Consider the following 12654-nt stretch of genomic DNA (forward strand, 5'->3'; position numbering starts at 1 on the left):
CCGGATCAGACTTCGGATCAAGCCGGAGACTTGCGCAGGTTGCGCAGTCGCGCCGCCTTCACCGCGGCGTCGATGATCTTGGCCGGTGAAGCCGGATCGTCGAACCGGATTTCCACCTCCACCACCCGGCTGTTTTTCAACAGTTCCGCGGCGCGGCCATGTCCGGCTTCCAGCCGCACGATGTCCTTGGCGGTTGTCACCAACTGGTAGCCGTTGGCGGCCGCATGGTCGACGAGATCGGCGATCTCGTCGTCGGAAAAATGGTGATGGTCGGGAAAGCTGCGGGTTTCGGCCAGCACCGCGCCCATATCTCGCACCGTGCGGTAGAATTTCTCGGGGTCCGCGATCCCAGCCCAGGCCAGAACCGGGACGTCCTTCAAACCGCCATCGTCGATCGGCTCGACCGTCGCCTCGTAAATCTGCTTGCCGGCGCGGGCGGAGCGGCGGATCAGGTCGTCGGCCCTGTCGTCATTGCCGATCTTGAGCAAAGCCGAGGCATGACGGATCTGCTGGCGGAGCGGCGCGCGCACCGGACCGGACGGAATGAGGAAACCGTTGCCGATCCCGCGACGACTGTCGATCACCAGCAGCGAGAAATCGAAGGTCAGCCGGGCGCTTTGAAAACCGTCATCCATGATGATGAGATCGGCCCCCTCGGCTACCAGCCTACGGGCACCCTCGACCCGCTTGCGGCAGATGACGGTCAACCCTTCGCGCGCCAGCAGCAGCGGTTCGTCGCCGACATCGCGGGCGCGGTGATGCGCCGGATCGACCACGGTCGTCACATCGAGCGACCCGCCATATCCACGGCTGAGGAATCCGGGCTTCAGCCCTTTCTGGCGGGCTGCCCGGGCAAGCGCGATCGCGGTCGGCGTCTTGCCGGCGCCACCGACGGTGAAATTGCCGACGCAGATGACCGGAACAGGAACGGAAGCACGGCGGGCATGGTCCATGCGTGAGCCGGAAATACGCCCGTAAACCCAGGAAAATGGCCAAAGGCCATAGGCACGCCAGTCCGCCTTGGTCCACCAGAACGGTGGTGCATCAGAAACCATCAATCCTCCCCGCGCCGCCGGCTGTCACCGGTTCAGGGTTCTGGGCGCGGCAAAATTCCTGTCATCGCCGAAACATTTTTTCCAACGGAAAAGCTGACCCGATCGGCGACACAAAACGGCAGTTTGACGGGAATTGCAAGCCTTGCACCTTGCCGGGAAGGTCACGACGCCGATCCAGGCGCGACAAACATCCTCTCGCCAAGCGGGAAGAAAGCTCGCCTATACCGAGTATTAACCAGTCTGCGGCACTCTGGATTAACCACACTTGGTAACCTCCGTTTTTTGTTTTTCGTAGCGGACCTTACATGACGAATATCAGCTTCAACTCGGCGGCCACCGCCGCTTTGGCGATTCTGCGCCATAACGATTCAACCCACGACAAGCTTCAAAATGTCATGACGACGGGCATGCGCATTTCCGAAGCGGCTGACAATGCGGCCTATTGGTCGATCGCCACCGACATGCGCAACACCACCAGGGCGACCAGCACGGTTATTGACGCGCTGGAACTGGGCGCAGCCCTGGTCGATGTTTCCTACCAGGCGATGGAAGACCTGGTCGACATCACCTCCGACATCAAGAGCAAGATCGTTGCCATGCGCGAACCCGGCATCGATCGCTACAAGATGAGTGCCGAGATCTACGAGCTGCAGAAGCAGTTCCTTTCGACCACGCAATCCGCCTCGTTCAACGGCCGTAACCTTCTGGCGCCGGGTGAGTTGAACTTCACCGAGAAAAGCTATGTCGACGGTAATGGCAAGACACTGAAATATATCGAGATGACGCCACCGGACGCCAATATCGTCTTCGGCGGCATCGTCGCCAGCTATACGAAGGGCCGGATCGGCGTCATCAACATCTACGGCGACAGCAATCTCAACGTCTTCGGGCCGGCGAGCTACAAGAACGCCAACAGCGCCATTTCCGCCGAGAATGGCCTTGTCGACACCCCGCAGGCCGATGGCATGACCAATGGCGTGCCCCATGACGATCCCGCCAAGACCACGGCCTGGCTGCCGGCCTTCAACGGCCACACCCAGATTTCTTTCATCAACGGCGCCCAGACCGACGACATGTTCAGCGCCGCCCATATGGGCGAAATCCCGGACGATCTCGTCGATTACGCGGTGGATACATTGCTCGAGCGCTATGAGGGCATCCATTCGACCCTGACGGACCGTGCCGCGACGCTCGGCTCGCTCAGCATGCGCATCGACATGCAGACGGACTACAACAAGACCCTGACGGACACGATTCAGAAGGGTGTGGGACGGCTCGTCGATGCCGACATGAGCGATGCCTCAACCAAGCTCAAGGCCATCCAGTCGCAGGTCCAGCTGGCCGTGCAGGCGCTGAACATCGCCAATAATGCACCGTCGCTGCTGATGCAGCTGTTCCAATAGGATCGAAGGAAACGGTGCGGCTAGCGCAGGACCGTTTCCAGTTCGGTGATGTCGTTCAAGCAATGGTCCGAGGCCGCCGCAAGCGATTGCGGCGAGCCGGTGCCGGTCAGAACGGCGACGGTCATGCCCGCGCCGGCATTGCGGCCCATGTGCAGATCGTGATTGTTGTCGCCGACCACCGCGACCTGATGGGGTGCAAGCCCCGTCGCCTCGCAGAAGCCGATGACCATGCCGGGCTGCGGCTTGGTGCCGAAGCCGCTGTCATAACCAGCGACATAATGCAGATAGCCGTCGAAGCCGAAGCGCTTGGCGGTTTCACGGATCGAGCGCTCATTGTCGCTGGAGGCGACGCCGAGCCGGTAGCCCTTGGCGTGCAGGCCGGCAAAGAAGGCCGAGAGATCGGTGACCGGGACGGCATAGGCGGCCGAATTCGCAAACAGCCCGTCGAGCTTTACCGTCAGCGCCTCGACAGTATAGGGCGCGCCGGCGGCGACCATGCCGGTGGCGATCTCCATCGTGTTTCCGGCGGCAAGCAGACTATCGGGCGTCACGTAGCCGGTGTCGGGATCCATACCACCCGCGACCAGCAGGCGGCGCGCCAGAGCGTCATCGCCATTGGCGGCGATGCTCGCCACTTCATAGTTCACCGGCACCCAGCTTTTCGCGTAATCGAGCAGCGTGCCGTCCTTGTCGAAGAGGATGCCGGTGATGGTCTTGTCGGTCGTCATGGGCATCCCGCTTGAAAAGAATGGAGATCAGTTGTCGCCGCGCGGTTGCAACCGCGCCTTCACCGTCAGCGGATTGATGTAGGGCTCCAGTCCCCGGATCGTCGCCGACAGCGCACCGCGCATTTCATGCACGGTTTCGAGCCCGGCATCGATCATCTTGCGACGCACCTCGTCGTTGACGAGCAGATAGTTGACGCCCTTCGCCAACATCTCGACATCGCGGATGATCTTGGCGCTGCCGTTCTTGGCAAGCATCTGGTAGGTGTCGCGGAAATTCTGGACATTGCCGCCCGACAGTATGGCGCAGCCGAGCATGGCCGGCTCCAGCGGGTTCTGACCGCCCTCGGCAAACAGCGAGCGCCCGACGAAGGCCACTTCCGTCATGCGCAGGTAAAGCCCCATTTCGCCGATCGTGTCGCCGAGGAAGATATCCGTTTCCGGCGTGATCGGATCGTTGCGGGTACGGCGCGCGACCTTCAGGCCCTTCGACGTCAGCATGGACTCGATCGCATCGGCACGCTCGGGATGGCGCGGCACGATGATGGTAAGAAGGCCCGTGCGCTCCTTCAGGGCGCGATGAACGATCCCGGCGGCATTCTCCTCGCCCTCGAATGTCGAGATTGCCGCCCAGGTCTTCCGGTCCCGGATCTGCTGGCGATAATGCCGAAGCGCATGGCCGTCATGCGGCGGCGCGTCGGTATCGACCTTAAGGTTGCCGGATACCATGACCGGCAGGGCACCTAGCGTGCGGAAGCGGTCGGCATCGAGTTCCGACTGGGCGATGACCAGTGCCAGGTTCTCGAACAGCGCATCGGCCAGCCACAAACGCTTCTTCCAGCGGCCGAAGGTCCGGTCCGACAGGCGGCCATTGACCAAAACCTGCGGGATATGGCGATGCCCGAGCTCGACGATGGTCATCGGCCAGATTTCGGATTCGGCGATGATCGCGAGATCCGGTTCCCAGTAATCGAGGAAGCGGGCGACGGCCGGCTTGAAATCGAGCGGGACGTATTGATGGATGATGTTGGACCCGAGACGCTCGGAGGCGACATGCGCCGAGGTTTTCGTGCCGGTTGTCAAAACCACCGAAATACCACGGCGGGCGACTTCCCTGATCAGCGGAATGACCGCCGTCGTCTCGCCGACACTGGCGGCATGGAACCAGACCAGCGGGCCTTGGGGCCGCGCAGCGCTGGCGTGCCCGTACCGTTCCTGGCGACGGGTGGAATCCTCCTTGCCCTTGGCCGCACGGGCCGCGAGATAGGACCAGACGAAGGGATAGATCGCCGAACCGATCCAGCGATAGCTGGACAGCGCCAGCCGGGCGAGCGTACGGCTCATGACAGAAAATCTCCGCTGGCGCGGCCGACCGTCAAAGGAACCGCCGCACTTGCCGCCATGGCCTTTTCAGACCCGGCGCCGATCTGTCCGGATTGTAACGGCATCAAGCCTGTTCCGGGTCCAGCAGCCGGTGCATGTGCACGATGAAATAACGCATATGCGCATTATCGACCGTCAACTGGGCCTTGGACTTCCAGGCGGTCAGCGCAGTGTCATAGTCCGGGTAAATGCCGACGATATCGAGCTTTTCCAGGTCGCGGAACTCCACGCCGGTCAGCGTCGTCAGTTCGCCGCCGAACACCAGGTGCAGCCGCTGTTTCTTTTCCGAATCCTGAGCCATCAGATCTTCCATTCTTCTTGACGTATTTTCCTGTGGTTTGCGGCATTCGACTGGAAAGGTCAATGGCCCTCCAACCCTTGTGCAGCGGCAATCAAGGCCGGCAAAGCGGGCATGGCAGCGGCGCACAGGACGGTATGGCTAACATTTGGGCGATTGTAGGAAAGCGGCTGACCGTCAAGGTTGAAAAGTCCACCGCCTGCCCGCTGCAGGATCAGATCGGCGGCCGCGAGATCCCAGTCATGCGAGTTCTTCTTCACCACTGTGCCATCAATCCGGCCATCGGCGATCATGGCGATCCGGTAGGCGAGAGAGGGTACATGCGGCGTGCGCGATACGCTCGTCCTGTAGGTAGGCTCGAGCAATTTCACGGTGTCCTCGGCGAGCGCGATCCGGACCTCGGTGCCGTTCCTGGCCTTCGCCTCGATTGCGGCACCGTTCTTGATCGCCGGCCCTGTCGCGCTTGCCTGGAAAAGCTCTTCGAGCGCGGGGGCGAACAGGACACCGGCCACCGGACGGCCGAGATGAACGACGGCAACGCTGACGCACCACACGTCCTTGCCGGCGATGAAGGCCCGCGTTCCGTCGATGGGGTCGACGACGAAGACGGTATCGCAGCCGAGCCGCGCATTGTCGTCATCGGTCTCCTCCGACAGCCAGCCATAGTTCGGCCGTGCCGTCAGGAGCTTTTCCTTGAGGACGTCGTTGGCTGCATAGTCCGCCTCGGTGACCGGCGAACGTCCCTCGTTCTTCCATTGGACGTCGGGGTCTTTGCGGAAATAGGACAGCGCCTTCTCGCCCGCAGCCTTCGCCGCCACGGTGATCAATTCCAGATCGCTGGTCCATTGCTCCGGCGACGGGCGGACGGCATTCATATCGATCTTTCCATTTCCCGCGGCCCACCGGCCGCGTTGAAGATTGGCTGGCGGCGGCTATTTGCCCGCCAATGTCATGCCCTCGATGGCAAGCGTCGGGGCCGCAACACCGAATTTGCGATCGATATCGTCGGCCAGAGTGATGGCCATGAACATCCGCTTGAGGTTCGAGGCAATCGTGACTTCCGAGACCGGGAAGGTCAACTCGCCATTCTCGATCCAGAAACCTGATGCACCGCGGCTGTATTCGCCAGTCAGCATGTTGACGCCATGACCGATCAGTTCGGTCACATAGAACCCCGTCCCGACATTGCGGATCAGGTCTTCACGCGAGATATCGCCTGGTTCCAGTGCAAAATTCGTGGAAGCCGGGGAAACGGACGGACCGCCGCGCACGCCGCGTCCATTGGTTTCCAGCCCGAGTTCGCGGCCGGTGGAGGTCGACAGGAACCAATGCTGCAGCATCCCGTCCTCGATCATCGACATTTTCTGCCCGGTGACCCCCTCGCCATCGAAGGGACGCGAGGAGGAGCCGCGCACGATCAGCGGATCGTCGGTGACGCGGATACCGGACTTCATGATCTGCTTGCCCATCATGTCACGCAGGAAGGTCGTCTTGCGGGCAACGGAGGCACCGTTGATCGCGCCGGCAATATGGCCGGCAAAGCCGCGCGCCATGCGCGGATCGAACACGACGGTCACATCCTTCTGGGTCGGCACCTGACGTGGGTTGAGGCGCGCCACCGCGCGTTCTCCGGCCGTGCGGCCAATCTCGGAGGCGGGTTTCAGATCGGCGAAATAGAGGCGGCTGTCGAAATCATAGTCGCGCTCCATCCGGGTGCCCTCACCGGCAATGGCGCTGACGGAGCGGCCGAAGCGGGTACCCATGTAAGAACCGGAAAAGCCATGCGACGTGACGAGAACAAGTCCGCCCATGCCGGCGGACGCGCCGGCGCCGCTGGAATTCGTCACGCCGGAAACGGCAAGCGCGGCCTCTTCGGCCTCAAGCGCGGCAGCGGTCAGGGCCTCGGTGGAGACTTCGGTTGCATCGTGGAGTTGGAGATCCGGGTAGGACTGCGCCAACCGGCTTGCGTCCGCGAGGCTGGCGTAGGGGTCTTCAGGAGACGCCTTGGCCATCGCGACGGCGCGCTCGGCCAGCATCTTCAGGTCGAAGCCCGGATTGGCCGAGACGCTGGCGACGCGGCGACCGACAAAGACGCGGAGCGAGAAATCATCGCTTTCCGATGCTTCCGTTCCCTCGACCTTGCCAAGCCGTACCGACACGGAGCGGGAGCGGCCGCGGATGACGACGGCATCGGCCTGATCGGCACCGGCCTTCAGCGCGAGATCGAGAAGTTCGGCGGCCCTTGCCTGCAAAACGTCGGTCTGGAGAACACCGGAATCGAGAGTATCGGACATGATTTAGCCTTTCATTCCCGCTCCATTTATTGTGCAGTGACACGGGCATCAAGGGCATATCCTGATTCTTCACCGGTACCCGCCTGAAATCGCGGATTTCGGGCAATCCCAATGTCAATGAACAGTACCCGCGGACATGTTCGCGGCCCGAGAAAGAACAGACGCATGTCCACGACAACAGCCATCGATACACAAACCCTGGTGTTGCTTGGCGGCGCCGTCGTGGCAGCGCCGATCTTCAAGAAGCTCGGCCTCAGCACCGTTCTCGGTTATCTCGCAGCCGGCATCATCATCGGTCCGATCCTGCATCAGATCAGTGATGGCGAGCAGATTCTTGGCGTCGCCGAACTCGGTGTCGTCTTCCTGCTGTTCGTCATCGGGTTGGAGCTCAAACCATCCCGCCTCTGGCAGATGCGCCGCGATATTTTCGGTCTCGGCACCGCGCAGGTGCTGGTGACGGGTGCTGCAGTTTCCGCCATCGTCTTTGCGACCGGTCTCTTGGATTGGGGCGGCAGCGTCATGGCCGGCTTCGGCCTGGCACTCTCGTCCACCGCCTTTGCCCTGCAGATCCTCGACGAAAAAGGCGACACCAATACGCGTTACGGACAGCGAGCCTTCTCGCTGCTGCTGCTGCAGGATCTGGCGATCGTGCCACTGCTGGCGCTGGTTCCGCTCTTGGCGCTGCAGGCGCCGGAAGATACCAGTCCGCCACTGGAGGATTTCGGCATCGCTGTTGGAGCCATCCTGATCATGGTCATCTCCGGACGTTATCTGATCAATCCGCTGTTCCAGATCATTGCCCGTACCGGCGCCCGCGAGGTGATGATCGCGGCAGCGCTTCTGGTGGTATTGGGCGCGGCAACGCTGATGCAGCTTGCCGGTCTATCGATGGCCATGGGTGCCTTCCTCGCCGGCGTCCTGCTCGCAGAATCCTCATACCGCCATGAACTGGAAGCCGATATCGAGCCGTTTCGTGGCCTGCTGCTGGCCCTATTCTTCATGGCCGTTGGGCTTTCGCTGAAGATCGACGTCATCCTCGACAATTACGAGATCATCCTGATCGCCGTCCCGGCGCTGATGCTGGTCAAGGCCGTGATCATCTATACGCTGTGCCGCATGACCGGTTCGACGCACAATGATGCCGTGCGCATCGGACTGCTCCTGCCGCAGGGAGGGGAGTTCGGCTTCGTGCTGTTCACAGCGGCGGCGGCAGCCGGCGTGTTTTCCGGCGGCTGGGCCTCGCTGCTGATCGTCATCGTGACGCTGTCCATGGCGCTGACGCCGCCGGCATCGGCGCTCGCCAATCTTTTGATCCAGGAACAGGACGAAGTGGCGGAGGAACTCGAGGAGGATTTCGACGGCGCCGGCGCGGACGTGCTGATGATCGGCTTTTCGCGTTTCGGCCAGATCGCCTCGCAGATCCTGCTGGCCGGTGGCCGCGAGGTGACGATCATCGATCATTCCGCGGCGCGCGTTCGCCAGGCCGCGACCTTCGGCTTCCGCATCTATTTCGGCGATGGGACGCGGCTGGATGTCTTGCGTGCCGCCGGGATCGAGCGAGCCAAGATCGTCGCCGTCTGTACGCATAACATGGAGATCACCGACAAGATCGTCGACATGGTGCAGGCGGAATATCCCAATGCCCGCATCTATGCCCGCGCCTACGACCGTCAGCACACCCTGTCGCTCAGGGCGCGCGGGGTCGATTACGAATTGCGAGAAACCTTCGAGTCCGGCCTCGTGTTCGGCCGCAAGACGCTGGAAGGGCTCGGGATAGGCGACGACGAGGCATTGGCGATCACCGACGATATTCGCCGCCGCGACGAAGCCCGGCTGGTGATCCAGGAAGCGGAGGGCATCAGCGCCGGCCGCGACATGCTGCATTTCCAGCCCGTCAAGCCCGAGCCGTTGATGAAGCCGAAACGCGAACAGGCGCCATCACTCGCCGCGGACGACGACATGCTCCCGGCCGCCAAGCCCAAGCCGGTGAGTGACGCTATCGCAAGCGCCGATAGAGGCTGATCAGGCTTTTTGATGGACCTTGAAGGCGGCATCAAGCGCCGTCTTCAACTGATCCTTGACGCCGGCCGTTGCCGCCAGCACGTCCTGCGCCTTCAGGAAATCCATGACGCGGAAGCGGCTGACCTCGGGGCGCAGCAGGATTTGCGGCGGATGCGCCTTCAGCTTCATGGCGATGATCGACTGCATCATCAATTGGCTGGCGCCAAAGAGGCTGTCGATCCGGCTCGGCATGGTTTCGCCATCGCCATCCGGCCCGCCGACGACATCGACGCCGATGACGATATCGGCAAGGCCTGTCAGATGATCGAACGGCACGGGATTGTAGATGCCGCCATCGATCATCACGCGGCCGTCGATGCGCACCGGCATGAACACAGCGGGAAGCGCCGCCGAAGCCGCCAACGCCTGAAACAGGTCGCCGCTGGTGCAGACGCGTTCCGTCTGGCCGTAATAGTCCGTCGCCATCACCTTGAGCGGGATTTGCAGATCGGCAAAATCTTTGGGGATCGTATCCGGCAGGAAGGCCGGCAGAATCCGCTCGATATTGAACTGGCCGAACCGGAAACCGCCGGTCATCGCCTGGGTGAGGCTTGTCGGGCGAAGACTCCACAGCCGATTGAAGATCTCCGTGCGTCGGCCAACGGTTGCCAGCGTGTGGCTGCGAATATCCGCGCCGGTGAGGCCCGACGCCATGCCGGCACCCATGATCGCACCGATCGACGAGCCGGCGATGGCGACCGGGCGAATGCCGAGTTCATCCAGCGCTTCGATGACATGGATATGCGCCAGACCGCGTGCACCTCCACCGCCGAAGGCGATGGCGATTGTCGGATCCGATGACGTTGTTTCGAGGCCTGATGTCATGTCCGGCGTCGCTCCGTATCAGGCAGCGCTGTAGCGGTAGAAATGCATCTTCGTATCGCCGAACAGGCGATCTTCGATAAAGGTGAACCCGTCCTGCAACGCCGGGACGACATCGGCCCGTTCTTCCAGGATGGCAAGCGCGCCATCGACCAGCCAGTTGCCCTTCGCCGCCGATGTCAACGCCTTTTCGCCCAGGCCCTTGCCATAGGGCGGATCGGCGAACAGGAAATGGAACGGCTCGACCGTGCCGGCCGGGCCGAGGTCTGTGGCATCGCGGCGGAAGACACGCGCCCGGCCGGTCAGGCCGAACGCTTCGATATTGGTGCGCAACAGCCCCCTGCCCTCGGCGCCCATTTCGACGAACAGGGCCTGACGGCAACCGCGCGACAGGGCTTCGAGCCCGACCGCGCCGGTGCCGGCAAACAGGTCGAGAACACGCGCACCATCCAGAGCCTCCGGAAAGGCGTGGCTCAGGATATTGAAAAGGCTTTCACGCGTCCGGTCCGTGGTTGGCCGGATGTCGTTGGATCTGGGCGTCTCCAGAACGCGCCCGCGAAACTCGCCACCGACGATCCGCACCCGCGCTTAGTTCCCGCGTCCGCGCGGCTTGCCGCCACTTGCCGGACGGCCACCACCAGAAGGCTTTCCGCCGCCGCCGGGCTTGCCGCCACGGGGACCACCGGTTTTGCCGGCAAACGGCTTAGCGCCACCCGGCTTGCCACCGAAGGACTTTCCGCGCGGCTTGTCACCGGCCGGACGATCGCCGCGAGGAGGACGATCACCGAAATCACGTGGCTTGCGGTCGCCATCCTCGCGCGAGAACGACTTTTCGCCGAACGGCTTGCGCGGCCGGTCACCCTGCGGGCGGTCGCCTGCGGGGCGGTCGCTGCGCGGGCGATCGGAGAAGGAACGGGCACCTTCGGCACGCGGCTTGCGCTCGCCGAACGGCTTTTCGCCACCTTCGCGGCGGGCCGGACGGTCGCCATCACGGCGCGGCGGACGATCTCCCTGGGGGCTGTCGCCACGCGGAGGACGATCGCCGAAGCTGCGGGCGCCGCGGTCATCGCCGCGCCTGCGGTCGCCACCGCGACCTTCATCGCGGCTCGGTTCTTCGGATGCCCTGATCCAGTCCCTGTCGTCATCATCACGTGTGACGATGACACGCGGACCGCGATCCGGGCGATCGTAGACGGAGGCCTTCTTGCGATCCGGATCGAACTTGCGGTTCGACTTTGTCGGCAGGCCGTCCTTGGTCTTGCCATAACGCTTGACGGCGGGGGCACCTTCCGGACGCTCGCGGCGCACCGGCTTTTCCGACACGTCTGCCGCCTGGGCGTCCTTCGGCTTCTTTTCCGGCAAGGGCTTGGCACCTGGCGCCATCCAGACATTGGTCTTGCGGGCACGGAAACCGGGCTCGCGCTTCGGCTGGTCGTCAAACCGTGCAGCCGGCGCATCGCGTCCGCCGCGCTCCTTGCGGTCCGGGCGCGCGCCGCCCTTGTCGTCACGGCGGGTGTCGAGACGCGACAGGGCACGCTCGCGCTTGTCGCCGGCCTTTTCCTTGAAGCCGCCACGCTCGCGGCCTTCCGGCTTGCCGGCGGCCCATTCGCTTTTCTGGGGCTTTGTCTCTTCGGCCGGCTCGTTGTCGAACAGCGGCGCGTCAAAGTTCGCCTTGGCGTCCTCGATCAGGCGCGGGCCGAGCTGGTCGCGCAGTGTCCGGCCACGAATTTCCTGGGCGTGTCCCTCCGGCAGATCGCCAAGCTGGAACGGACCGTAGGAAATGCGGATCAGCCGGTTGACGTCGAGACCCAGCGCGCCGAGCACATTCTTGATTTCGCGGTTCTTGCCTTCGCGCAGGCCCATGGTGATCCAGACATTGGAACCCTGAACCTTGTCCAGCGTCGCTTCGATGGCGCCGTAGAGCACGCCATCCACGGCAATTCCATCGCGCAGCTTGTCGAGTTCCGCCTGCTCGATCGTGCCGTGGGCGCGGACGCGGTAGCGGCGCAGCCAGCCGGTCGAGGGTAGTTCCAGCACGCGTGCAAGGCCGCCGTCATTGGTCAGCAGCAGCAGGCCTTCGGTGTTGATATCGAGGCGGCCGATAGACAAAACGCGCGGCAGGTCCTCCGGCAGGTTGTCGAACACTGTCGGGCGGCCTTCCGGATCGGAATTGGTGGTCACCAGGCCGGACGGCTTGTGATAGAGCCAGAGGCGGGTGCGCTCGATGCCGCGGATCGGCTGACCGTCCACTTCGATATGATCAGCAAGCGTTGCGTTGACGACCGGGCTGTCAAGCAGCTTGCCGTTCAACGATACACGGCCCTCCATGATCATCCGCTCGATATCGCGGCGCGAGGCCACGCCGGCGCGCGCCAGAATCTTGGAAATGCGCTGTGGTGTATCCACACCAACAGTTTCCGTTGCCGTCGGCCGTGGCTTGCGCGGCTTGGCGGTTTCGCTCTTTTCGTCGCCCGCGTGATCGGCAGCGGCCTTGCGCGCGCCGGTATAGGGCTTCTTGTCGGACCGTGCGGGCTTACCGCCAGGCCGCTGGGGCTTGTCTTTGAATGTCATTTGTGTTGCCTGCCTTTTGGGCTGTCCTATCAGGTCGAAGCC

General features: G+C 63.0%; 11 protein-coding genes. 2 read left to right on the plus strand and 9 right to left on the minus strand.

The features are described 5' to 3' along the window. Positions 1-17 precede the first annotated feature (17 nt). Positions 18-1055: a tetraacyldisaccharide 4'-kinase gene (gene lpxK / locus ASG68_RS01610; protein WP_062602621.1), complete on the minus strand. Its 1038-nt coding sequence runs from the start codon at positions 1053-1055 to the stop codon at positions 18-20. Positions 1056-1360: 305 nt separating this feature from the next. Between lpxK and ASG68_RS01615 the strand changes: the two genes are divergently transcribed. Further along, positions 1361-2458, plus strand: a complete 1098-nt coding sequence (locus ASG68_RS01615) for a flagellin (RefSeq protein ID WP_062583649.1) — start codon at positions 1361-1363, stop codon at positions 2456-2458. A gap of 20 nt (positions 2459-2478) precedes the next feature. Here ASG68_RS01615 and ASG68_RS01620 read toward each other — a convergent pair whose 3' ends face one another. The 5 genes from ASG68_RS01620 to ASG68_RS01640 form a co-directional block, all read right to left on the minus strand. Beyond that, on the minus strand, positions 2479-3186 hold the full coding sequence (locus tag ASG68_RS01620; RefSeq protein ID WP_413813979.1) for an HAD family hydrolase: 708 nt from the start codon (positions 3184-3186) through the stop codon (positions 2479-2481). A 27-nt stretch (positions 3187-3213) separates the two neighbouring features. Further along, positions 3214-4527, minus strand: coding sequence for a lipid IV(A) 3-deoxy-D-manno-octulosonic acid transferase (gene waaA / locus ASG68_RS01625; protein WP_062583647.1), 1314 nt, complete (start codon positions 4525-4527; stop codon positions 3214-3216). 103 nt (positions 4528-4630) lie between these two features. Then, complete coding sequence (locus tag ASG68_RS01630; protein WP_062583719.1) at positions 4631-4867, minus strand: DUF4170 domain-containing protein; 237 nt, start codon at positions 4865-4867, stop codon at positions 4631-4633. Between the two features lie 59 nt (positions 4868-4926). Further along, positions 4927-5739, minus strand: a complete 813-nt coding sequence (locus tag ASG68_RS01635) for a 3'(2'),5'-bisphosphate nucleotidase CysQ (RefSeq protein ID WP_062583646.1) — start codon at positions 5737-5739, stop codon at positions 4927-4929. Between the two features lie 57 nt (positions 5740-5796). After that, a complete protein-coding gene (locus ASG68_RS01640; RefSeq protein ID WP_062583645.1) occupies positions 5797-7158 on the minus strand; it encodes a TldD/PmbA family protein in 1362 nt (453 codons plus the stop codon). Positions 7159-7323: 165 nt separating this feature from the next. On the opposite strand from ASG68_RS01640, the gene ASG68_RS01645 reads away from it, so the two are divergent. Next, positions 7324-9180 carry a monovalent cation:proton antiporter-2 (CPA2) family protein gene (locus ASG68_RS01645; RefSeq protein ID WP_062583644.1) on the plus strand — a complete coding sequence of 619 codons (1857 nt, stop codon included), beginning with the start codon at positions 7324-7326 and terminating at the stop codon, positions 9178-9180. Here the strand turns inward: ASG68_RS01645 and ASG68_RS01650 are convergent, their stop codons facing one another. From ASG68_RS01650 to ASG68_RS01660, 3 genes are read right to left on the minus strand one after another with little or no spacing between them, the layout of a single operon-like run. Beyond that, positions 9181-10044, minus strand: a complete 864-nt coding sequence (locus tag ASG68_RS01650; protein ID WP_062583643.1) for a patatin-like phospholipase family protein — start codon at positions 10042-10044, stop codon at positions 9181-9183. An 18-nt stretch (positions 10045-10062) separates the two neighbouring features. After that, the gene (gene rsmD, locus ASG68_RS01655) at positions 10063-10623 is read right to left on the minus strand and encodes a 16S rRNA (guanine(966)-N(2))-methyltransferase RsmD (protein ID WP_062583642.1); all 561 of its coding nucleotides are present in this window, start codon (positions 10621-10623) and stop codon (positions 10063-10065) included. 6 nt (positions 10624-10629) lie between these two features. After that, on the minus strand, positions 10630-12612 hold the full coding sequence (locus ASG68_RS01660) for a pseudouridine synthase (RefSeq protein ID WP_062583641.1): 1983 nt from the start codon (positions 12610-12612) through the stop codon (positions 10630-10632). Positions 12613-12654 lie beyond the last annotated feature (42 nt).

Source organism: Rhizobium sp. Leaf453 (assembly GCF_001425605.1).
GTDB lineage: Bacteria > Pseudomonadota > Alphaproteobacteria > Rhizobiales > Rhizobiaceae > Pararhizobium.